Source organism: uncultured Zoogloea sp., from assembly GCF_937894855.1.
Classification (GTDB): Bacteria; Pseudomonadota; Gammaproteobacteria; order Burkholderiales; family Rhodocyclaceae; genus Zoogloea; species Zoogloea oryzae.
Genome location: NZ_CALAYQ010000120.1, coordinates 1 through 21,941, shown reverse-complemented (window position 1 = coordinate 21,941; position 21,941 = coordinate 1). Strand labels below are relative to the sequence as shown.

The 21,941-nt window shown below is 66.4% G+C and carries 17 protein-coding genes; 7 read left to right on the top strand and 10 right to left on the bottom strand.

Annotated features, from left to right (window positions below; genetic code table 11):
* The 4 genes from ftsA to Q0672_RS14060 form a co-directional block, all read left to right on the top strand.
* Window positions 1-965, top strand: a 965-nt coding sequence (ftsA, locus tag Q0672_RS14075; protein WP_298623073.1) for a cell division protein FtsA, incomplete at its 5' end; no start/stop codon positions are given.
* Between the two features lie 151 nt (window positions 966-1,116).
* Window positions 1,117-2,253: a cell division protein FtsZ gene (gene ftsZ / locus Q0672_RS14070; RefSeq protein ID WP_153162005.1), complete on the top strand. Its 1,137-nt coding sequence runs from the start codon at window positions 1,117-1,119 to the stop codon at window positions 2,251-2,253.
* A 158-nt stretch (window positions 2,254-2,411) separates the two neighbouring features.
* Window positions 2,412-3,329: a UDP-3-O-acyl-N-acetylglucosamine deacetylase gene (gene lpxC / locus Q0672_RS14065; RefSeq protein WP_298623072.1), complete on the top strand. Its 918-nt coding sequence runs from the start codon at window positions 2,412-2,414 to the stop codon at window positions 3,327-3,329.
* Between the two features lie 9 nt (window positions 3,330-3,338).
* Window positions 3,339-3,527, top strand: a complete 189-nt coding sequence (locus Q0672_RS14060; protein WP_298623071.1) for a hypothetical protein — start codon at window positions 3,339-3,341, stop codon at window positions 3,525-3,527.
* On the opposite strand, the gene Q0672_RS14055 is transcribed toward Q0672_RS14060, so the two are convergent.
* On the bottom strand, window positions 3,524-3,958 hold the full coding sequence (locus Q0672_RS14055; protein WP_153162008.1) for a DciA family protein: 435 nt from the start codon (window positions 3,956-3,958) through the stop codon (window positions 3,524-3,526). The two genes, Q0672_RS14060 and Q0672_RS14055, sit on opposite strands and share 4 nt — an antisense overlap.
* 146 nt (window positions 3,959-4,104) lie before the next feature.
* Here Q0672_RS14055 and secA point away from each other — a divergent pair, with 146 nt between their 5' ends.
* The 3 genes from secA to argJ all read left to right on the top strand — a co-directional run bounded on the left by secA (window position 4,105) and on the right by argJ (window position 9,802).
* Window positions 4,105-6,831: a preprotein translocase subunit SecA gene (gene secA / locus Q0672_RS14050; protein WP_298623070.1), complete on the top strand. Its 2,727-nt coding sequence runs from the start codon at window positions 4,105-4,107 to the stop codon at window positions 6,829-6,831.
* 217 nt (window positions 6,832-7,048) lie between these two features.
* Window positions 7,049-8,485: an HDOD domain-containing protein gene (locus tag Q0672_RS14045; RefSeq protein WP_298623069.1), complete on the top strand. Its 1,437-nt coding sequence runs from the start codon at window positions 7,049-7,051 to the stop codon at window positions 8,483-8,485.
* Window positions 8,486-8,563: 78 nt separating this feature from the next.
* Window positions 8,564-9,802, top strand: coding sequence for a bifunctional glutamate N-acetyltransferase/amino-acid acetyltransferase ArgJ (gene argJ, locus Q0672_RS14040; protein ID WP_298623068.1), 1,239 nt, complete (start codon window positions 8,564-8,566; stop codon window positions 9,800-9,802).
* Window positions 9,803-9,890: 88 nt separating this feature from the next.
* On the opposite strand, the gene Q0672_RS14035 is transcribed toward argJ, so the two are convergent.
* The 9 genes from Q0672_RS14035 to mshL form a co-directional block, all read right to left on the bottom strand.
* Complete coding sequence (locus Q0672_RS14035) at window positions 9,891-11,102, bottom strand: ABC transporter permease (RefSeq protein WP_298623067.1); 1,212 nt, start codon at window positions 11,100-11,102, stop codon at window positions 9,891-9,893.
* A gap of 9 nt (window positions 11,103-11,111) precedes the next feature.
* Complete coding sequence (locus tag Q0672_RS14030; protein ID WP_298623066.1) at window positions 11,112-12,347, bottom strand: FtsX-like permease family protein; 1,236 nt, start codon at window positions 12,345-12,347, stop codon at window positions 11,112-11,114.
* Between the two features lie 271 nt (window positions 12,348-12,618).
* Window positions 12,619-13,404: a PEP-CTERM sorting domain-containing protein gene (locus Q0672_RS14025; RefSeq protein ID WP_298623065.1), complete on the bottom strand. Its 786-nt coding sequence runs from the start codon at window positions 13,402-13,404 to the stop codon at window positions 12,619-12,621.
* 250 nt (window positions 13,405-13,654) lie between these two features.
* Complete coding sequence (locus Q0672_RS14020; protein WP_298623064.1) at window positions 13,655-14,227, bottom strand: hypothetical protein; 573 nt, start codon at window positions 14,225-14,227, stop codon at window positions 13,655-13,657.
* Window positions 14,224-15,642 carry a hypothetical protein gene (locus Q0672_RS14015; RefSeq protein ID WP_298623063.1) on the bottom strand — a complete coding sequence of 473 codons (1,419 nt, stop codon included), beginning with the start codon at window positions 15,640-15,642 and terminating at the stop codon, window positions 14,224-14,226. Before Q0672_RS14015 ends, Q0672_RS14020 begins: the two co-directional genes overlap by 4 nt.
* A 3-nt stretch (window positions 15,643-15,645) precedes the next feature.
* Window positions 15,646-16,842 carry a type II secretion system F family protein gene (locus tag Q0672_RS14010; RefSeq protein WP_298623062.1) on the bottom strand — a complete coding sequence of 399 codons (1,197 nt, stop codon included), beginning with the start codon at window positions 16,840-16,842 and terminating at the stop codon, window positions 15,646-15,648.
* Window positions 16,839-18,539 carry a GspE/PulE family protein gene (locus Q0672_RS14005; protein WP_298623061.1) on the bottom strand — a complete coding sequence of 567 codons (1,701 nt, stop codon included), beginning with the start codon at window positions 18,537-18,539 and terminating at the stop codon, window positions 16,839-16,841. The genes Q0672_RS14010 and Q0672_RS14005 overlap by 4 nt, the downstream gene beginning before the upstream one ends.
* Window positions 18,536-19,645 carry a tetratricopeptide repeat protein gene (locus Q0672_RS14000; protein ID WP_298623060.1) on the bottom strand — a complete coding sequence of 370 codons (1,110 nt, stop codon included), beginning with the start codon at window positions 19,643-19,645 and terminating at the stop codon, window positions 18,536-18,538. The genes Q0672_RS14005 and Q0672_RS14000 overlap by 4 nt, the downstream gene beginning before the upstream one ends.
* Window positions 19,642-21,471, bottom strand: a complete 1,830-nt coding sequence (mshL, locus tag Q0672_RS13995; protein ID WP_298623059.1) for a pilus (MSHA type) biogenesis protein MshL — start codon at window positions 21,469-21,471, stop codon at window positions 19,642-19,644. Before mshL ends, Q0672_RS14000 begins: the two co-directional genes overlap by 4 nt.
* Between the last annotated feature and the right edge of the window lie 470 nt (window positions 21,472-21,941).

The window sequence follows — 21,941 nt, the reverse complement described above, 5'->3', positions numbered from 1 at the left end:
GCTTCAACTCCAACGGCATGGTGGCGATCAAGGACAAGGAAGTCTCGCCGCTGGATGTGGAGCGCGTGATCGAGACCGCCCGCGCGATGCCGCTGCCGGCCGACCAGCAGATCCTGCACATCCTGACCCAGGAATTCGTGATCGACGGCCAGGACGGCGTGCGCGAGCCCATCGGCATGAGCGGCGTGCGTCTCGAGGTGAAGGTGCACATCGTCACCGGCGCCGTGTCCGCGGCCCAGAACATCGTCAAGTGCGTGCGCCGCTGCGGCCTCGAGGTGCTCGATCTGGTCCTCCAGCCGCTGGCCTCCAGCTACGCCACCCTCTCCGAGGACGAGAAGGAACTGGGCGTGTGCCTGGTGGATGTGGGCGGCGGCACCACCGACCTCGCCGTGTTCACCCAGGGCGCGATCCGTCACACCGCGGTGATCCCCATCGCCGGCGATCAGGTGACCAACGACATCGCCGTCGCCCTGCGTACCCCGACCGCCGACGCCGAAGAAATCAAGATCCGCCACGGCGTGGCCATGCACACCCTGGCCGACGCCTCCGAGATGATCGAAGTGCCCGGCGTGGGCGACCGTCCGCCGCGCAAGCTCTCCCGTCAGGCGCTGGCCGATGTGATCGAGCCGCGGGTGTGCGAGCTGTACGAACTGGTTCAGGCCGAACTGCGCCGCAGCGGCTACGAAGAGCTGCTGTCCTCGGGCATCGTGCTGTCCGGCGGCGCCGCCGTGATGCAGGGCATGGTCGAGCTGGGTGAGGACGTCTTCCACATGCCGGTGCGCATCGGTTATCCGCAGTACGAGGGCCCCCTCGCCGATGTGGTCTGCGAGCCCCGCTACGCCAACGCGATGGGCCTCGTGATGGAAGGCGCAGCCCAGAAGCGGCGCGGTATCCAGGCTCGCCAGACGCGCAATGTGGGCCAGGTTTTTTCGAGGATGCGTTCGTGGTTCGAGCGTAATTTCTGATGGTGGAGACAGCCCCTTCGGTGGGCTGAATCTGAATGAACTTTGATGTGCAGCGCCCCCTTATTTAGTTGTAAAATTTGCGGTTAATACTAAATACGGATTGGTTGCACGTCGGCAATATCAAGTGCAGTTTCTCTTGGAGGCGAGTTAAATGTTTGAAATTGTTGAAAAGGCATCCGGCGGCACCAATATCAAGGTGATCGGCGTCGGCGGCGCCGGCGGCAACGCCGTGGATCACATGATCCGCGAGGGCGTGCAAGGCGTCGACTTCATCACCGCCAACACCGATGCGCAGGCGCTGTCCCGCTGCCTGTCGCCCACCAAGGTGCAGCTCGGCAAGACCGGCCTCGGCGCCGGCTCCAAGCCGGAAGCCGGCCGCGCAGCCGCCCAGGAATCCCGTGACGCCATCGCGGCCGCCCTCGACGGCGCCCACATGTGCTTCATCACCGCTGGCATGGGCGGTGGCACGGGCACCGGCGCTGCCCCCGTGGTGGCCGAGATCGCCAAGGAAATGGGCATCCTGACCGTCGCCGTGGTCACCAAGCCTTTCGACTTCGAGAACCGCATCCGCGTTGCCGAGAGCGGCGTCGAAGAGCTCTCCAAGCAGGTCGACTCCCTGATCGTCGTGCTCAACGACAAGCTGCTCGAAGTCTATGGCGACGACGCCGGCTTCGAAGACTGCTTCCGCTCTGCCGACAACGTGTTGACCAGCGCCGTCGGCGGCATCGCCGAAATCATCAACGTGCCGGGCCTCGTCAACGTCGACTTCCAGGACGTGCGCACCGCGATGGCCGAGATGGGCCGCGCGATGATGGGCTCCGCCCAGGCTTCCGGTCTCGACCGCGCCCGCATCGCCGCCGAACAGGCTGCCGTGTCTCCGCTGCTCGAAGGCACCGAACTCTCCGGCGCCCGCTGCGTGCTGGTGAACATCACCGCCAGCCGTTCGCTGAAGATGGCCGAAGTCCGCGATGCCGTGCGCACCGTCCAGGCCTTCGCCGCCAAGGAAGCCTTCGTCAAGTACGGCACCGTCTTCGACGAGAGCATGGAAGACCGCATCCGCGTGACCGTGGTCGCCACCGGCCTGGGCGCTGTCCGTGCAGCCGCCATGCCGCGCAAGATGGAAGTGATCCGTACCGGTACCGACAACATCGGTATGGAAGTGGATTACGGCAATCTGGAGCTGCCGGCGGTGATCCGTCGCACCTCCCGCACCACCGTTGAAGCTATGAGCGCCAACGGCATGTCGACCCTGGACATTCCGGCCTTCCTGCGCAAGCAGGCGGACTGATCGCCCAGGGGCCGCTTCGGTGGCTCGAACAAACGCGCAGCCGGACGTCGCCTCCGTTCGCTGCGCGTTTGTCGTTTGCAGGCAACACGGGATACGCCTTGCTGCGGTGCAGCAGGGGCTTATGTTAAAATTCAATTACTTGAATCAGGATCCCGGCCATGTTGAAGCAGCGCACCCTTAAAACAGTCGTCACCGCCACCGGCGTCGGCCTGCACAGCGGCAACAAGGTCACGCTCACCCTGCGCCCCGCGGCGCCCGATACCGGCATCGTCTTTCATCGCGTCGATCTCGATCCGGTGGTCGATCTGCCGGCCGATCCCTACGCCGTCTGCGACACCCGGATGTGCTCCGGCCTGCAGCGCGAAGGCGCCAAGGTCAATACCGTCGAGCACCTCATGTCGGCCCTTGCCGGGCTCGGCGTCGACAACGCCCACATCGACGTGGACGCGGCGGAGATTCCGATTCTCGATGGCAGCGCCGGCCCCTTCGTGTTCCTGATCCAGTCCGCCGGCATCGAGGAGCAAAAGGCGCCCAAGCGTTTTCTGCGCGTCAAGAAGCCTGTCGAATACGTCGAGGGCGACAAGTGGGTTCGGCTCGAACCCCACGACGGCTTCAAGCTGAGCTTCTCGATCGTCTTCAATCATCCGGCCATCGACAACACCGGCACCTCGGTCACCGTCGATTTTGCCGATCACTCCTATGTGCGCGAAGTCTCCCGGGCGCGAACCTTCGGCTTCATGCAGGACGTGGAGTTCATGCGCGCCAACGGCCTCGGCCTCGGTGGCAGTCTCGACAACGCCATCGTGATGGACGAATACCGGGTGCTTAACGCCGACGGCCTGCGCTACGCCGACGAGTTCGTGAAGCACAAGGTGCTCGACGCCATCGGCGATCTCTATCTCGCCGGCCATCCGCTGCTGGCGTCCTACAGCGCCTACAAGGCCGGTCACGCCCTCAACAACCAGATCCTACGGGTGCTGCTGGAAGACAAGACCGCCTGGGACATCGTCACCTTCGAGGAAGACGCGACCACCCCGCCGGCGGTCGCCCAGCTCTTCGATCTGGCCCTCGGCTGAGGCCAGGCCGTGCTGCTCCTGCGGATTCTCGCCGTGCTGGTCGGAATCGGCATCGGCGCCTCGGTCTTTGCCTACTTCTTCACCCGCGAGCCACGCTATCTGGCGCTGGCGTGGAAGCTCTTCCGCTGGGCGATCATCATGGCGCTGGTGTTCTTTGCGCTGCTGATCCTCGAGCGGGTTCTGGTGCCGCTCGTTTAGCCGGCGCTCTTCACGAAGCGCCTGAGCGCCTTAGCCAGCGGAGAATCCGCGGGCAGCGTCGCGGCAAGATCGCCGAGCCCGCTGCGGGTCGATTCGCTCACGTGACGATCCGGCGGCGGCGGGGCGGGGGGGCGATATTCCGGCACCGACACCTTCACCTTGATGTCCCGAAGGATCACGCCCGAGCGTGCGAAGTCGGCCAGCAGGCTCGGCACTGCCTGGCGCAGCTTGACGGCCAGACCGGCGCTTTCCACGTGGATCACCAGATCCTCGCCCTTCAGGTTGGCGACCTTGCAGGCGGCGGCCATGTAGTCGGGGAGAAGGTCGGCAAGCTGCCGTTGCAGGCGCAGCAGTCGGGCCGCGTGGGCCTGCAGGCGGGCAAGGCTGTCGCCGCTGCCGAGATAGGTGTCGATCGGGTTGGTCTTGGCCATCGGGGCTTGGAATTCTGAGAAGCGCCCCCATCCTAGGGGGAAGCCTTTCCGCGGACAAGAGTGAGCGGCGTCTTGTCCTGTGTCACGGTCGTGTCCGGACGACATGATAGAATCCGCCCTTTGCCGCGTTTTCCCTTCCAAATCAAATGATCGCAGGCCTTCTCAAGAAAATTTTCGGCAGCCGCAACGACCGCCTGATCCGCCAGTACAGCCAGACGGTGCGCACCATCAACGCCCTCGAGCCGAAGATCCAGGCCCTGACCGACGAGGAACTGCGCGGCAAGACGGATGAGTTCCGTCAGCGCGTCGCCAAGGGCGAAAGCCTCGACGACCTGCTTCCCGAAGCCTTTGCGGTGGTCCGCGAGGCCGGCAAGCGGGTGCACGGCATGCGCCACTTCGACATGCAGATGGTGGGCGGCATGGTGCTGCACGCCGGCAAGATCGCCGAAATGCGCACCGGCGAAGGCAAGACCCTCACCGCCACGCTGCCGGTGTATCTCAATGCGCTGTCCGGCAAGGGCGTGCATGTCATCACCGTCAATGATTACCTCGCCAGCCGCGACTCGGACTGGATGGGGCGCATCTACCGCTTCCTGGGCCTCACGGTCGGCTGCAACCTGTCGCAGATGCCCCACGACCAGAAAAAGGCGGCCTACGAAGCGGACATCACCTACGGCACCAACAACGAGTTCGGCTTCGACTACCTGCGCGACAACATGGTGTACGACGTGGCCGAGCGGGTTCAGCGCGGCCTCAACTACGCCATCGTTGATGAAGTGGACTCCATCCTCATCGACGAGGCCCGCACGCCGCTGATCATCTCCGGCCAGGCCGAGGATCACACCGAACTCTACGTCCGCATGAACGCCGTGCCGACGCTGCTGACCCGTCAGGAAGGCGAGGGCGAGAACATCACCACGCCGGGCGACTACACCGTCGATCTCAAGGCCCACTCGGTGCTGCTCACCGAACAAGGCCACGAGCACGCCGAAGAGATCCTCGGCAACCTGGGTCTGCTGTCCGAAGGGGCCAGCCTGTACGACCCGGGCAACATCCTGCTGATCCACCACCTCTACGCCGCCCTGCGGGCCCACGCGCTGTATCACAAGGATCAGCACTACGTGGTGCAGAACGGCGAAGTGGTGATCGTCGATGAGTTCACCGGCCGCCTGATGTCCGGCCGTCGCTGGTCCGAAGGCCTGCATCAGGCTGTCGAGGCCAAGGAAGGCGTGAAGATCCAGGCCGAGAACCAGACTCTCGCCTCGATCACCTTCCAGAACTACTTCCGCATGTACGGCAAGCTCGCCGGCATGACCGGTACCGCCGACACCGAAGCCTACGAATTCCACCAGATCTACGGCCTCGAAACCGTCGTCGTGCCCACCACCCGTCCGATGATCCGCAAGGACCAGAACGACAAGGTGTACCGCACGATGAAGGAAAAGCACGACGCCATCACCGCCGACATCAAGGATTGCGTGCAGCGCGGCCAGCCGGTGCTGGTGGGCACCACGTCCATCGAGAACTCCGAGCTGCTGTCCGACATGCTGACGGCCGCCAAGCTGCCCCACAACGTGCTCAACGCCAAGCAGCACGCCCGTGAGGCCGAGATCGTCGCCGAAGCCGGCCGTCCGGGCGTCATCACCATTGCCACCAACATGGCCGGTCGCGGTACCGACATCGTGCTGGGCGGCAACGTCGAGAAGCCCGTCTCCCTGATCCGCGAGGACGAAAGCCTGTCCGAAGCCGAGAAGGAAGCCCAGATCACCAAGCTGCGCGAGGAGTGGAAGGTCCGCCACGAGCAGGTGCTGCAGGCCGGCGGCCTGAAGATCATCGGCACCGAGCGCCACGAATCCCGCCGTATCGACAACCAGCTGCGTGGCCGTTCCGGCCGTCAGGGCGACCCGGGCGAGAGCCGTTTCTATCTCTCCCTCGAAGATCCGCTGATGAAGATCTTCGCCGGCGAGCGTCTCAACGCCATCATGGTCCGCCTCAAGATGCCCGAAGGCGAGGCCATCGAAGCCGGCATGGTGACCCGCTCCCTCGAAACCGCCCAGCGCAAGGTCGAGCAGCGCAACTTCGACATCCGCAAGCAGCTGCTCGAGTACGACGACGTCTCCAACGACCAGCGCAAGGTGATCTACCAGCAGCGCAACGAGCTGCTCGAAACCACCGACATCACCGAAACCATCACCGCCATGCGCGAAGGCGTGCTCCACGACGTGTTCCGCATCTACGTGCCGGTGGATTCCGTCGAAGAGCAGTGGGACATCCCGGGTCTGGAACTCGCCCTCGAATCCGACTACCAGCTCAAGCTGCCGGTGGGTGAATGGATCAAGGCCGATCCGTCCATCAGCGACGACGACATCCTGTCGCGCCTGCTGGACGCCGCCGCCCAGGCCTACGCCGACAAGGTCGCCCTGGTGGATCCCACCGCCTGGCATGGCTTCGAGCGCAACGTGATGCTGCAGAGCCTCGACACCCATTGGCGCGAGCACCTGTCGGCGCTGGATCACCTGCGTCAGGGCATCCACCTGCGCGGCTACGCCCAGAAGAACCCCAAGCAGGAATACAAGCGCGAAGCCTTCGAGCTCTTCGAGAACCTCCTGCAGGTGGTGCGCACCGAAGTCACCAAGCTGCTGATGACCGTCCAGATCCGCTCCGAAGCGCAGATCGAGGAAGCCGAAATGACGCCGGCGCTGGAAAACGTCCAGTATCACCACGCCGACTACGACGAAGCCCTGGCCACCGCCAACCCGGATCGCGACGTCAATCAGCCGGAAACCAATCTGGCACCGAAGGTCGGCCGCAACGATCCGTGCCCCTGCGGCTCCGGCAAGAAGTACAAGCACTGCCACGGCAAGCTCTCCTGAAAAGGAGCGATAAACCTACTGCGCGACCCGATCCTGCGACTGCGGTGCTCGCTGTACTCCAGTACAGCTGCGCGCCTCCCCGCAGCCTCGGGCCGCTCGCTACGGTTTCTCGCCCCTTTTCAACGGGGTAGTCGTTCGTTGACAAGGCCCGCTTTCGAGCGGGCCTTGTGCGTTGACGGCGCCTCAAGCTGCAACGTCGCCTGCCGTTATCGGCGACATGGCTTTCACGAGCACTGGCCCTTCTGATCTGACCGAATGGATCGCCCGCATCCGGGGGCGCGACATGCCGGTGTTTGCCCGCACGGTGGATGCGCTGCGGCGGATCATCGTTGACGACCGGGCATCCGCGTCGGCGCTGGCGCAGGTCATCCTGAAGGACGCGCCGATGACCACCAAGGTGCTGCGGCTTGCCAACAGTGCCTATTTCAATCACTCCAACCAGGGCATCAACACCGTCTCGCGGGCGATCGTTGTGCTCGGCTTCGACCCCGTGGCCCAGCTGGCCCTGTCGGTTGCGTTGATCGACGCGCTGCTGCGCGGGAGCGTGCGCAGCCGGGTCAATCTCGAGATGGCGCGCAGCTTTCACGCGGCGGTCCAGGCCCGCTGGGCGATCCAGCGCAAGGGCGAGCAGCAGGGCGAGGAAGTGTTCATCGCCGCGCTGCTGTCCCGGGTGGGCGAGATGGCCTTCTGGTGTTTTGGCGGCGATCAGGCCCAGGCGCTGGAGCGCTGCATGAGCCAGGGCGGCGTGCGCGAGGAAGAGGCCCAGCAGGTGGTGCTGGGCTTCTCGCTGCGACATCTCTCGGCCGGTTTGGTGCGTGAATGGAAGCTCGGCTCCCTCGCGGCTGCGGCCATCGAGGGTGATGCCCGCAGCCGCGGGCCCGAGCAGGCGGTGGCGATCGGCGACCGTCTGGCCCGTGCGGCCGAGGATGGCTGGGATTCGGTCGCCGCGCGGCGGGCCATCCGCGAGGCGGCGGATTATCTCGGGCTGCCGGTTTCGGTGGTGAGCGCCGAGATCATCGCCAACGCTGGCGAGGCGGCGCGGGTGGCCGCCTTCTTCGGTGCCCCCGAAGCCGGTCGCGCGATCCCGCGGGCCGAGGCACCCTTGCCCGAACCCGAGCCACCAGCACCGCCAGCCGCGCCGGACGCCAGCCTTCAGCTGCGCATCCTGCAGGATCTGGCGGCCATGAGCCTTGAGCGGGCCGCCATCGCCGACATCCTGCAGTTGGTCGCTGAAGGCGTGATGCGTGGCGTCGGCTGCGAGCGGGTGGTGGTGGCGCTGCTCACGCCAGACCGCCTGCACCTGCAGGGCAAGATGGGTCTCGGGAGCGGCGGAGAAGCCCTGTGCGCGCGCTTCACCTTCCCGATGGACGGCGATCCGGATGATGTGGTCGACGATGCCATCGACAGCGGCAAGGCGTGCTGGGTCAATCCGGCCCGCGTCGAGCGCGGCGGCACCGAGCGGCTGCAGGCGGTCACGGCCAGCGAGTCCGGCTTCGTGGTGCCTTTTGGATCGGCGACACGGCGAATCGGCGTGCTCTATGCCGACCGCAATGGCCGTCCGCTGGATGAGGAGAGCTGGCGGGCCGTCCAGCATTTCGCCCTGCAGGCCAGCCTGGCGGTGGCCTTGAGTGCCGCAGAGGGTGTGCCGAGCTGACGTGCTGGTGTCCCGGTAACGACTCCCGGATTATCATGGCGTTCTTTTGCCAATTGGCGCCTGTTCCTGGAGTCTTTCATGCCCGTCCTGCTTTCCCCCCCTGAAGCCGCTGCCCTGTTTCCCGTGCCCGGTGTCCGCCTTGGCGTCACCGAGGCGGGGGTGCGCAAGGTCAATCGCAAGGATCTCACGCTGATCGAACTGGCGCCGGGCGCCCGCGTGGCCGGGGTGTTCACCCAGAACCGCTTCTGCGCGGCGCCGGTGCAGGTGTGCAAGGCCCATCTGCCGGCCGGCGGGATCCGCGCGCTGGTGATCAACACCGGCGTCGCCAACGCCGGCACCGGCGAGCCCGGTCTGGCTGCTGCCCGCGCCACCTGCGAGGCCGTCGCCGGCCAGCTGGGCATCGCCGCCAGCCAGGTGCTGCCGTTCTCCACCGGGGTGATCCTCGAACCGCTGCCGGTGGAGCGCATCGTCGCCGGCCTGCCGGCCGCCAAGGCTGCGCTCAAGGCCGACGGCTGGTTCGACGCCGCCCACGGCATCATGACCACCGACACCATTCCCAAGGCCGTGTCGCGCAAGGTGCAGATTGGCGGCAAGACCATCACCCTCACCGGCATCTCCAAGGGCGCCGGGATGATCAAGCCGAACATGGCGACCATGCTCGGCTTCCTCGCCACCGACGCCGACGTGGCCCAGCCGGTGCTCGACGCCCTGCTGAAGGAAGTGGCCGACCTGAGTTTCAACAGCATCACCGTTGACGGCGACACCTCCACCAACGACAGCTACATCCTCATCGCCACCGGTCAGGCCGGCAACGCGACCATCGCCGATACGGCGTCGGCCGATTACGTTGCCTTCCGCCAGGCCGTGCTGGACGTGTCGATCCTCCTTGCCCAGGCCATCGTGCGCGACGGCGAGGGCGCGACCAAGTTCATCACCCTGCAGATCGAAGGCGGCAAGACCCGCGAGGAATGCCGCAAGGTGGGCTACGCCATTGGCCACTCGCCGCTGGTGAAGACCGCGTTCTTCGCCTCCGACCCCAACCTGGGCCGCATCCTGGCCGCCATCGGCTACGCCGGCATCGACGATCTGGATGTGTCGCAGCTGCGCGTGTGGCTCGGCAGCAACGGCGAGGAAGTGCTGGTGGCCGAGAAGGGCGGGCGTGCCGAGAGTTATCGCGAGGAAGCTGGCGCCCGCGTGATGGCGGCAGCTGAGATCACCGTGCGGGTCGATCTTGCCCGCGGTGACGCGGCAGCCACCCTGTGGAGCTGCGATTTCTCCTACGACTACGTGAAGATCAACGCCGACTATCGGTCGTAAGTCGGCACGGCGGCCTAGCTTGGGCTGCCAATGAAAAACGGGGCGGATCGAAAGATCACGCCCCGTTTTTCATGGTCGGGCCAGATGATTAGATGTTCTGGCGCAGCGCGTCGACCACCTGCATCCGCGTCACCTTGTAGGCCGGCACGATGGACGCCAGCACGGTGGCCACGAAGCCCACCAGCGCCGAGGTGACAAGGGTGAGCGGCACGATCCGGATGTAGGCGGTGTAGCCCAGGTTGGCGTTGGGCGGCGGCGGCATCGGAATGCCGATGGCGGAGATCGTCAGCGCCGCGGTGATGCCCAGCAGCACACCGAGCACCGCACCGGTGAGGCCGAGGAAGGCGCTCTCGAGGATCACCATCTTTACGATGTCGCGGGACTGGTTGCCTAGCGCCTGCATGGTGCCGAACTCGCCCTGCCGCTCGAACACGCTCATGTTGACGCTGTTGGCCACCGACAGCAGCACCATCAGCAGGATGATGAACTGCAGCACGCCAAACTGGCGGTCGTAGAGCTGCACGGCCTTGTCGTAGAAGTCGGAGAGGGAATTCCAGGTGCGCACGTCGAGCTGACTGCCGAGCTCGCTCATCAGCCTGGCGTGGATGGCGTCGGTATCTTCCGTCTTGTGGAGCGCGACCACCAGCAGGTTGGCGCCCTTGGTCTGGAGGAGCTCCTGGGCGGCGTCGAGGGGGATGCGTACCGCGCGGGCGTCGAAATCCTTCGAGAAGCTCTGGAACACGCCGACCACTTCGAAATCCATGGTGTTCATCGCGCCCTCGGCGGCGTTGAGCACCAGCGTCACCCGGTCGCCGGGCACGAGGCCAAGGGTCTTGGCCACGCCCTGGCCGAGGAGGATGCCGTCCCGGTCGGCCTTGGCCAGCTGCCGGCCCGCGGCGATGGTGATGAAGCTGCCGAGCTTGGCCTCCTTGTCGGGTTCGACGCCCTCACCGATGATCGCCAGATCGCGCTTGCCGTTGTTGAGCAGGCCCGAGAAATACAGGCGGCTCATCACCGCGTCCACCTCGGGGTGTTTGGCGATGCCGGCGGCGAGTTTCTCGGGCTGGTCGATCAGGAAGCGCTCGGGCGAGCGGGTGCCCTTTTCGAGGAAGTCCTTCTTGAAGACCTGCAGGTGGCCGGTCTGGGAGTGGATGATGGCTTCGCCGAGCTGGATGAAGATGTCCTGCACGAAGCCGCCGGCGAGGATCAGGCCGGTGACGCCGAAGATGATCGCGGCGAGGGTCATGCCGCTGCGGACTTTCTGGCGGAGCGTGTTCCGGAGGGCGAGCTTCAGGAGCATGGGATTTTCTCAGCGCTGGTGACGCAGGGCGTCGACGATGTTCATGCGGGAAGCCTTCCAGGCCGGCAGGATGCTGGCGACCAGGGTGGTCAGCAGGGCGAGGGCAAGGCCTTCGGCGACCAGCCCGGGGGTGATCAGGATCTGCCCGATGTAACCGCGGGCCATGCCTGGCGGCGGCGGCATCGGAATGCCGACCGCCGAGATGCCGCCCGCCACGATCACACCCAGCAGCACACCCAGCAGCCCCCCGATGAGGCCCAGCATCACGCCTTCGATGATGAACATGCGCAGCACGCCGGCCCGGCGGATGCCCAGTGCCATGATCGTGCCGATCTCGCCGGTGCGCTCGATGACCGCCATCGACAGGGTGTTGGAGATCGACAGCACGATGATCAGCGCGATCAGGATCTTGACCACGCCCACCTGGCGGGTGAACAGCACGACGGTCTTCTTGTAGAAGTCGGCGAGCTCATGCCAGGGGATGAACTCGAAATCCTTGGCGGATGTCTGGGCGCGGGCCTGGGCGACGAAGGCGTCGGTGTCGTCGGTCTTGTCGAGCAGGACAACCCAGCTCGTCGGCCCCTTGGCGCGGGACAAGGTTTGCGCGACCGGCAGCGGCACCCGCAGGAAAGTGTCGTCATAGGCCTTGGTGATGGTGGCGAAGATCCCGCGAACCCGGCACTCGACGGCGTTGAGGGTGCCCTTGGAGGTGGTGGCGAGGAGCACAACCGTGTCGCCTACCTTCACGCCCATGTTGGCGGCGAGGCCTTCGCCGAGAATGATGCCGTTGGGCTCGGTTGACGAGAGCGCCTCGCCGGAGATGATCTGCAGCGCCCGGCTGAGGTCACCCTCCTTGTCGGGGTCGACGCCCTCGCCGGAGAAGGAGATGGTGGAGTCGTCGTGGCTGGCCAGCCCAGTGAATAGCAGCCGCGGTGTGATCACGCGGACGCCGGGGGTCTTGGCGAGCTCGTTATAGACGGCGTCGGCGCCCGACAGCAGGTAGGCGTAGGGGTCGGCGAGCCCCTTGTCGAAGAACCCCGGGCGGACGATCTGCACATGCCCCAGCTGGGAGCGGATGGTCGCCTCGCGCATGTCCTTCAGGATCCACTGGATGAAACCGCCCGCCAGCAGAAAGGCCATCACCCCGCCGACGATGGTGACGAGGGCGAACAGCGCCCGGCGCCGCTGGCGGACGATGTTTCGGAAGGCCTGGGTGACGTCGCGGAAATAGAGATCGGTCGACATGAGGCGCACGCGGGGAGTTGCTCGGAAATGCTCGCTGGAAGAGACGTATGGTCGCTTGGAAAGCCAGCAGGGGCAAGTGTTTGATTATTCCAGGTGACAGCGGCTGGTGCGGGCGCGGGTGTCGCCGGGATTGCCGGGTTTGGGCGGCAGCTTTGCCGTGAGGGGGGGCGTCGCAAGAAGTAAAAAGCCCGTCACTCCAAGAGTGACGGGCTTGAGTGCCGCAAGACTGCTTTCAGCAGATCACCCGAAGGTGATCAGCCGTAGGCGGGTCTTAGGCCGACTTGCGACGGCGCAGAGCGGCCAGGCCGGTCAGGCCGAGGCCAGCCAGAGCCATGGAGGTGGGCTCCGGAACTTCCAGGCCGAACTGGCCGCCGTTACGGATCACCAGGTCGGTGGAGCCGTTCATGGAGATGCCGGCGATGTCCGGGTTGAAGGCGGTGTTGTAGATGCCGGTCAGGGTCGCGTTTTCGGCGGCGGACCAGGTGTCGGTGACGCTGGCATTGGTGGTGGCGAAACCGAAGGTCAGACCATCACCAACCTTCAGCGACAGATCGTTCATGGCGCCATCGAAGAAGTAGCCAGAGGCCATGCTGGTGGCCTGGAAAACCAAGCTGAAGAAACCATTAGGAAGAACGCCACCCGGAATCACCGCCCCCTCACCGGTGATCAGTTTAAATGAAGCAATGTTAGTTGCGCCACTGTAAACATTCAGCGAACCGGAGGTGAAACCCAGTACGCCAGTGGTGGTAGAGCCGCCACCAACGCCAACGAACTCGCTGCGCAGAGCGTTGGTCAGGATGGTGGAACCGCCGTCGGCGGCGGTAGTGTTAAAGTTGCCGGCTTCGTTGAAGGTGAAGGTGGTGCCGCTGATGGTGTTCTTGACGTAGGCCTTGCCCGCCAGGTCAAGGTATTCGGCAACCAGGGTGGCGTCAGCGGTGCCGCCGACGGCGCCGTTGGCATCCATGTACCAGTTGGTCAGGCCGGCGTTGGCGCTGCCAGCAGCGGACAGGGCGGCAACGGTGGCCAGGGCGGTGAGGGTCTGCTTGAAGGTTTTCACTTATTTAATCTCCTGAGTAATCGGGGCCACTGTAGCCCTTTCTTTTCATAAGCAATCGGTGTGCCAGTTTTTTGCGATTTTTTAAAGTTATGATTTTGTGTAGGTTTTTTTCAGTTGGGGAACTTCGTCAGCGTCTCGCTGAAACAGGTGTAAAAATTGTCGACACATTTTCTGGCGGTCGCTTGTGCGATGACGTTGAGTTGTTGATTTTTCTGGAAAAGTGCGCAAATTGGGTAGTGTGAAATATGTCTCAGGCAGGTGGTTGCAGCCCTAGCCAAGTCGCTTCGCAGTCGGCTTTTACTATGGTAAGGGCATCGGCTTTGGAGCGGGCCAGCGTGCAGCGGAGCGGGAGAAACAGGCCGTTATTGGTTGCCTCCAGGCGCTTGAGCAATGCCAGGAGGCGAGCCTCGTGAGGGACACTGCCCTCCAGCCGGACCGTCGAGAGGCCGAGCAGCGGGGGGGCGTCGAGGGGCTGAAGCGGGGACAGGGTGTAGTGAAGATCGGAAAGGCCTGTTTCGGCCAGGGCTGCGTCGATCCCGCCCATCAACTCTAGACGCGGCACCGCGGACTTCAAGCCCAGCTTATCGAGTTCGGCCAGTTGCCGGAGGGCGAGGCGGGCGTCTGCTGCGTCCTTGAGGGTTGCTTCGTGCTGAAGGCGGATGCCGTTCAGCCGGAGGCTGAGGTCGTCGCGCGTGGCTTCGGCGTCGCGGCGGAGCTGATTGGTGGCAACGGCCAGCCCCATCGAGATGGCCAGTGCAACGAGGCAGGCGAGCAGCGGCTTGCGCAGGACGGCTGGGATTGGCGTCGGTCTGTGGGCGGTCATGGCGCGCTGGGCGGGAAGTCGATCCGTACTACGACGGGCTGGCGCGGTTGTGCGTCGCCTGTCGGGGTGCCGGCGGGTTCGATGGTTGTGGTGGCCTGGGTGGTTGTCTGCAGGGCGGCCGCGAAGGTCTCGGCTACGGTGTTGGCGCCCTGAATGGGCAGGTTGATGTGCAGCCGAATCGTGAGGGCCGGGTCGGGATCGGACGGGCTGAGCATCCATTCCAGGCGATCCAGGTCGATTTGAGGATATTGGTCGAAGGCGCGGGACACGGCGTTCAGCCGGGTGTTGATGTCGGCGGCGGCATGAAGCCGGACGGCCCGGGCGTGAGTGGTGTGGATTTCGGCGGGCGGGTGCGGTGTTGGCGGGATGGCGGCGCGGGCCTGGTCAAGGCGGAGCTGGGCGTCGGTGATGCGGGCGAGGAGCTGGGTGCTCTGGGCGTCGCTTTCCTGGCTTGCCATATAGTTGGCGGCGCCCAGCGCGAGGCTGGCGCCGACGACGAGGGCGGTGCCGAGGATGGCGGTCTGACCGATGCGCGCGATGCGTTGCGCGCGCCCCAGCGCCGGGACATGGATGGCCGGCAGGCGCGGGGCGCGGGCCAGCAGATGGATGAGCAGCGGCAGGCTGTCTGATCCGATGGGCGGCGGGGCGCCGCAGTTGTGGGCGAGCGCCACGAGATCGACACAGTCGATGCCGTCGGGGGCGTTGTTGCGGATGGTGGTGTGATGGTCGGGATGGGCGAGCACCCGGATCTGCGGGGGCATGTCATGGCCGAGGATGCGCTGGGCGTGCAGGTACTGACGGGTGCGCTGGATCTCGGCGTGGTAGCTTGCCCACGGATCGGGGCCGGCGGGTGTGAGGCGGCTGAACCGGAGCTTGCCGTTGGTGTAGCACGAGACCCGCAGCCCGGCTGGGCCGAGGCTGGCGAGCAGCTGCGGTGTGTCGGGGGTGGATGGGGTTGTCGGCAGGTGCGTGAGCAGGGCCATGCCGACGAACGGTATCGAGTGAACGCCGCTGACAATTGATCCGGCACGGGTCAGGGCGTCGAACCACGGGCGGAGGCTTTCGGGGCGCGTGAGCGCGGCGAGCAGGACGGTCTCTTCCTGTTTCGACGCATTGCGTGTGCCGAGCGAGAGACGGGTGACATGGGGTGAGCCGCCGCCGAGGCGTTCCTGGCGGCGGGCCAGCAGGCGCCGGCGGTCGCGGCCGCGCAGGGGCGGAATGGTTTCGGTCGAGAAGAGCTCGTCGGGCAAATCGATGAGGAGCGTGAAGCGGGTTCGGGCGTGCGCGGCCAGATAGGCGGCGAAGCGGGCGAGACCATCGGCGTCGGGCGTGAAGTGGCTGTCGGCGGCGGATGCGCCGGGGGCGTGGCTGGCGAGTCCGGCGGCGGAGACGTGGAGGGTGCGACGGTCGGCCATGGCTCAGAGCTTCAGCTGGGTGACGATGTCGTAGATCGGCAGCATGACGGCGCTCATCACGGCGAGCAGGAGGGCGCCGAGGATGAGGGTGAGGGCGGGTTCAAGGCCCGCCTGGAGCCGGGCGATGGCTTCGCGCACGTCGCGCTCATAGAAATAGCTGACGTTGGCGAGGGCGTGATCCAGGGCGCCGGTGGTCTCGCCGACCCGCAGCATGCGGGTGACGAGGGCGGGGAACATGGCCACATCGCGGAAGGCGTCGGACAGGCTGAGGCCGCGTTCGATGTTGCCGGCGGCCTGGGCGATGCCTTGCTGAACGGCCAGATTGCCGACCGCCTCGCCGGCCACCTGGAGGGCTTCGACGATGGGGATGCCGGAGCGGTACATGAGGGCGAACAGGCCGGTGAAGCGGGCGAGGATGAGCTTGCGGCGGACGTCGCCGAGGAGCGGGATGCGCAGCAGGCGCGCGTCGTGGCGCTGGCGCAGGTCGGGCCGGGTGGCGAGCCCGTGGCGGTAGGCGAGGGCGCCCGCCACGCCGAGGACGAGGAGGGGGCCGCCAAAGTGGCGGACGAAATCCGACAGGCCGATGAGCAGGCGGGTCTGCAGTGGCAGTGGCTGGCCGGTGCTCTGGAAGAGGCGGGCGAGCTCGGGCACCACGTGGATCAGCGCGACGGCGATGGCGGCGAGGATGACGACGGCGACGATGGCCGGGTAGATCGCGATGCGCCGGGTGTAGCTGGCGAGTTCGTCGTCGCGTTTGAGGTTGGCGGAGATGGCCTGCAGGACGGTGGGCAGCTCGCCGGCCCGTTCGCCGGCGCGCACCAGCTTGCAGAAGACGGCGTCGAAGGTCTGCGGGTGGCGCTCCAGGGCCTGGGACAGGGTGTCGCCACCTTCGATGGCGCTGCGCACGGCGGCAATGGTGGCGCGGAAGCGCGGGTGATCGGTGGCGTCGTGGAGGTCGGCGAGGCTTTCGAGGATGGGGACGCCGGCGCGCAGGAACTGTTCGAGGTGAAAGCAGAAGTTGATGAGCTCCCGCCGGGGAGCGTGGGGGCGCCCGGGCAGCCGTGCCGCGGGCTTGCCGTGGATGAGTTCGAGATCCTGCCGGGCGAGGCGGAGTTCGAGATCGGCCAGATTGTCGGCGTCGAGCCGGCCCCGGACGATCTGCCCGTGGGGATCGACGGCCCGGTAGGCGAAGGGCGTCATGGGGACAGTCGGTCGGTGAGGTCCACCACGCGGGAGAGTTCTTCGAGGGAGGTTTCGCCTTCCAGGACGCGCCGGCAGCCGTCGTCGGCGAGCGTGCGGAAGCCCTTGTGCAGGGCGGCCTGGCGGATTTCACGGGTGGTGGCGCGGCGGGCGACGAGCTCGTCGAGATCGCCGTCGAGGCGCAGGACTTCCATGATGGCGAGGCGCCCGAGATAGCCCTGGAAATCGCAGCGCGGGCAGCCCTTGGGGCGGTGGATGACGGGCCGCCCGGCGCTGCCGCCGAGGGCGAGTAGGCGCATCTCGATGTCGTCGGCCGGGTGCGGGTCGCGGCAGGCGGGGCAAAGGCGGCGGACGAGGCGCTGGGCGACGACGCCGATGATGTTGCCGGCGAGGATGTCGGGCTGGATGCCGATGTCGAGCAGCCGCGGGATGGCGCCGATGGCCGAGCTGGTGTGAAGCGTGGAGAAGACCTGGTGGCCGGTCATGGCGGCCTGGAAGGCCATGCGCGCGGTGTCCTCGTCGCGGATCTCGCCCACCAGGATCACGTCCGGATCCTGGCGCAGCATGGCCCGCACGCCGTTGGCGAAATCGAGGCGGGTGGCTTCGGAGACGGCGGTCTGGCGGATCTGGGACATCGGGTATTCGACCGGATCTTCCAGCGTCATGATGTTGACGCCCTCGGCGTTGAGGTGGCCGAGGATGGAATACAGGGTGGTTGTCTTGCCGCTGCCGGTGGGGCCGGTGACGAGGATCAGGCCTTCGGGGCGGGCGATCATCAGCTTGAGCAGGTCGAGCTGGGCGTCGGCGAGGCCGAGCTGATCGAGACGGACGAGGCCCTTCTGGCGGTCGAGGATGCGCAGGACGATGTTCTCGCCGTGGAGCGTGGGCAGGGTGGAGACGCGGAAATCCACCGGGCGGCCGCTGACGTGGAGGGAGATCCGCCCATCCTGTGGGGCGCGGGTTTCGGCGATGTTGAGGCCGGCCATCACCTTGAGGCGCACGGCCATGGCCGGCCAGCAGGCCCGGTGCAGGGCGCGGATCTGGCGCAGCATGCCGTCGATGCGGTAGCGGATGCGCAGGAAGCCGGCTTCGGGCTCGAAGTGGAGGTCGGAGGCGTCGCGCCGGACGGCGTCGGCCAGCAGGGCGTCGATGAGGCGCACGACGGGCTGGGCGTATTCGTTGCCGGCGCTGGCCGTGCCCAGCCGCTCGGGCTCGCCGGTCTCGATCTCGTGGAGGATGCCGTCGATGGACAGCTCGTGGCCATATAGCTGGTCGATGGCGCGGGCGATCTCGGAGTCGCCGGCGAGCAGGGTGTCGATGGTGCTGCCGGCTGGGAGCAGGCTGCGCAGCTGGTCGAGGGCGATGAGGTTGTCGATCTCGGCGGAGGCGATCACCAGTGTCTGGCGGGCGGCGTCGTAGCTGAGCGGGATGAGCTTGAGGCGCTTGGCGACGGGCTGGGGCACGAGGGCCAGGGCGGCCGGATCCGGCAGCACGTGGGTGAGGTCGATGCTCTCGCGGGAGAGTGTCTGGGCGAGGGCGTCGCGCAGGGTGGCTTCGGAGAGGAAGCCGAGGCGCACCAGCTGGCGGCCGAGGGCGTCGCCGCTGCGGTGCTGTTCACGCAGGGCGATGTGGAGCTGGTCGGCGCTGATGAGGCCGAGCTGGAGGAGGGTCTGTCCGATGGGGGCGGGGGCGTTCATGGGGTGGAGTCGAACGGCTGGAGGGCGGCGAGACGCTCGGCGCAGCGGGCCCGCGAGAAGCGAGTGGCGGACTCGGGTTGCCGGGCGGCGAGGTTCAGGGCCTTGCGGTAGTGGCTGGCGGCCAGGCGGTGCTGGCCAAGATGGTCGAGGCTGACCGCGAGGTTGTAGGCGATGTCGGCATCCTGCGGGGCGAGACGGTGGGCGTCGAAGTAGGCTTGCTGGGCTTCGGCCCAGCGCTGCTGGCGGGCCAGGAGGTCGGCCAGGGCGAGCCGAGGAGCAAGGCTGTCGGGGGTGTCGGCGAGGGCTGCGATGGCATCCCGGAGCGGGCTTTCGGCGGGCGTCTGACTGCCGGACTGCATGCGGGCGAGGCCGGAAAGGGCGGTTGGGTCGAGCGGGCGGGCCTGCAGGGCGCGCCGGAACAGGGTGTCGGCTTCGGCCGGGCGGCGCTGGATGAGGGCGATCGCGCCGAGTCCGTTGAGGGCATCGGCATTGTTAGGGTCGGCGGCGAGTGCCTGTCGGTACAGGGCGTCGGCGTGGGCGAGATTGCCCGCCGTGTAGGCGTCGTGGGCGAGGGTGACGGCGGACGGGCTGGCTGGTGGCGCCGGGCTAGGGCGGAAGCGAGGGCTGTCGGCGGGCGGTGCGAGCGGTGTCGGGCGTGGGGGTTGCGGCCGTTGTTGTGGTGCGGCGGCAGGTCTTGAAGGTACCGGAGCGGGGGAGGGTTTTGCGGTGTCGGCCGTCTGAATGGGGGCCGGGCCGGGCTCTTCCTCGACGGTAGCGTCGTCCATCACGAAGCGCGGCGATGGCGCTGCATGGGCGGGGCTGATCGGCAGGGTGGCGGGTGTCAGGGCCAGCCAGAGGCCGGTGACGAGGGCGCCAAGGCAGGCGAACAGGGTCGCAAGCCGCCAGTCGGGGAGCGGTGGCCGTGCCGGCGTGCCCGCCGGGGGCGTTGGAGGCGGAGCGATGGCTGGCCGGGCGGGCTCGCCGGGGCTGGCGGGCAGGGGCAAGGGTTCGAGTTCGAGGGCGCCGCCCATCGGCCGCGTGGGGGCGGGATCTGTCGGACGGCGGCTTTCGTCAGCTTTGCGCAGGGCGTTGAGCAGCAGGCTCATGGCGTGATGCCCCGAGCTGACGGTGCATCGGGCTGCAGAGGTGGGAAGTTCCGGCTGCCCGGACGGGGCGTGTCGGTGAAGAAGCCGGGGCCGGGCAGCTGGCCGCGTAGGTGCGGCGTGGCGGCGACGAGGTTGGGTTCGCGCACCACCACCGGGCGCAGGAAGATCACCAGCTCGGTCTTCTGGATGGCGTTGTCGCGGTTGGTGAAGAGTTCGCCGAAGAGCGGGATCGCTCCGGCGAGCGGCACCCGGCCGGTCTTGTAGTCGATGCGGTCTTCCATCAGCCCGCCGAGGATGGCGGTTTCGCCGTCGCCCAGGCGCAGTACGGATTCGATCTCGCGGGTGCGGATCTGGGGAACGAGGTTGGCGATGTTGGCGGGGATGTTGGGGTTCGGGTCGCGGCGGAAGTCGGCGATGCTGGAGATCGTGGGGCGGACGTTGAGGATGACCTCGTCGGCGTCGCTGACCTGGGGTGTGACGGTCATCACGAGGCCGACGGACACCGCCTGGGGCGTGGTGGTGACGGTGGTGAGCGCGCCAGCGTTGGTGGTCTGGGTGGTGTCGGCCCGGACGGCGAAGTAGACGAATTCCTCGACCACCTTGATGACCGCTGTCTGGTTGTTGAGCACCGACAGCTTGGGGCTGGACAGCACCTTGACGGTGCCGAAGCCTTCGAGGAGGCGGATTGTCGAGTCGATGCCGTTGGCGCTCTGGTAGCTGGCGCTGAAGGGCAGGATGGCGTTGCCGGTGCTGGTGCCCAGGGTGGGGCCGGTGAGGCCGAAGCGGGTGCCGTTGGCGAGGATGCGGCTCCATTCGATGCCCTGGCGGTAGGTGTCGGACAGGCCGACTTCGAGGATGGTGGCCTCGATGAGCACCTGACGACGGGCTGCGGACATCACCTGATCGATGAATTCGCGCACCTTTTCGTGCTGGCGGCCGGTGGCGCGCACGGTGACGACGCCGGTCTCGCGGTTGGCGATGATCGAGGCGGCCTCGCGGAAGGTGGATTTGTGCACCACCGTGGTGGTGGCGTTCTGCATGGCGGCCGGATTGGGGCTGGCGGCGAAGCCGGCGGGCTGGCCCTGGACCGGGCGGGCGTTGCGGCTGCGCCCGGCAGATCCGGCGGGCGCGGCGCCAGTGCTGATGCCGGTGCTGATGCCGGTGCCGGTGGTCGTGGTGGTCTCGACGTTCTCGACGACGGTTTCGCTGGAGCCTTCCGGGAGAAGCTTGTCGGTCTCGCGCAGCAGATCGCGGAGGTTCTTTTCGATGGATTCCCAGAACTGGTTGCGGGAGGCGTTCTCGATGCGGGTGGCGGAGACGTTGCCGCCGGTGATCGGCGTGCCGGCGGGCAGACCGGTGCCGGCTGCGTGCAGGTTGCCGGTGCCGCTGGTGGCGATCTGGGTGTTGGTGGAAACAGTGCCCGACACGCTGCGGCTCAGGTTGACGTAGTCGATGCGGTAGGTGCGCAGGAAGGGGCTGTCGGGCATCACCGTCAGATTGGAGCCATCAAACTCGTAGCGCATGTCCACTTGCCGGGAGATGCGCGCGAGAATCTGGGGCAGGGTCTGGTTGATGGCGTTGAGGGTGACTGTGCCGCTGAGGCCGGGGTGGATGTCGATGTTGATGCGGGCGTCGCGGGCCAGCGCGAAAAGCAGATCCTGGATGCGCAGGTTGGTGACGACAACCGAGTAGGTTTCCGCCGCCGGAGCGGGCGTGGGGCGGGGCAGGGGGATGAGGTCGGTGACGATGGGTGGTATGCTTTTTGCACTCTCCGCCGGAATTCCCTGCGCGCCGATGTGGCCCGGCGACGGCGGGTTGGATGGCATGGATGCGCATCCCGCTGTGGCCAGCGCCAGTGCGCCTGAAAGCCAGGTGAATAAATTCATCGTCGTACGTGTATGTCTTTTTTTACAGCCCCTGATTTTATGCCAAAATTGTTTTCCTGTGGGGGGCTTGTGTCTTCGAATGTCCGGTGCGGCGATCGTGGGTCGGGGGTCGGCGGCTGTCCCGGCAGTTTTTTGCAGGAAAAAGCCTTACACGGGTGTAAGTCATGTGTAAGATTGAACGACTCTAATCTCGGCCGGATCAAGGACCGAAACACCGTACAAAAAAAGACAACAACGGTGGTACCCAGTCGTACGGCCTTCGTCCCCCGCCAGCAAGGTTTCAGAGCATCCAACGTTGCACACTCATATAAACACGAGGAGAGGTGAAAAATGACGAACGAAACCACCCAGAAGCTCTACTATCCGTCTGAAGAGGTGGTGAAGAACGCTGCCGTGTCGGGCATGGAAGC

Coding starts and splice junctions, on each gene's coding strand:
- Q0672_RS14030 (WP_298623066.1), bottom strand. CDS start 12,347: ATGTCGACCGATCTCTATTTCCGCGACGTCACCCAGGCCTTCCGAAAC.
- Q0672_RS14045 (WP_298623069.1), top strand. CDS start 7,049: ATGGCTTTCACGAGCACTGGCCCTTCTGATCTGACCGAATGGATCGCC.
- argJ (WP_298623068.1), top strand. CDS start 8,564: ATGCCCGTCCTGCTTTCCCCCCCTGAAGCCGCTGCCCTGTTTCCCGTG.
- ftsZ (WP_153162005.1), top strand. CDS start 1,117: ATGTTTGAAATTGTTGAAAAGGCATCCGGCGGCACCAATATCAAGGTG.
- Q0672_RS14010 (WP_298623062.1), bottom strand. CDS start 16,842: ATGACGCCCTTCGCCTACCGGGCCGTCGATCCCCACGGGCAGATCGTC.
- mshL (WP_298623059.1), bottom strand. CDS start 21,471: ATGCCATCCAACCCGCCGTCGCCGGGCCACATCGGCGCGCAGGGAATT.
- Q0672_RS14055 (WP_153162008.1), bottom strand. CDS start 3,958: ATGGCCAAGACCAACCCGATCGACACCTATCTCGGCAGCGGCGACAGC.
- Q0672_RS14035 (WP_298623067.1), bottom strand. CDS start 11,102: ATGCTCCTGAAGCTCGCCCTCCGGAACACGCTCCGCCAGAAAGTCCGC.
- secA (WP_298623070.1), top strand. CDS start 4,105: ATGATCGCAGGCCTTCTCAAGAAAATTTTCGGCAGCCGCAACGACCGC.
- Q0672_RS14020 (WP_298623064.1), bottom strand. CDS start 14,227: ATGACCGCCCACAGACCGACGCCAATCCCAGCCGTCCTGCGCAAGCCG.
- Q0672_RS14005 (WP_298623061.1), bottom strand. CDS start 18,539: ATGAACGCCCCCGCCCCCATCGGACAGACCCTCCTCCAGCTCGGCCTC.
- Q0672_RS14015 (WP_298623063.1), bottom strand. CDS start 15,642: ATGGCCGACCGTCGCACCCTCCACGTCTCCGCCGCCGGACTCGCCAGC.
- lpxC (WP_298623072.1), top strand. CDS start 2,412: ATGTTGAAGCAGCGCACCCTTAAAACAGTCGTCACCGCCACCGGCGTC.
- Q0672_RS14000 (WP_298623060.1), bottom strand. CDS start 19,645: ATGAGCCTGCTGCTCAACGCCCTGCGCAAAGCTGACGAAAGCCGCCGT.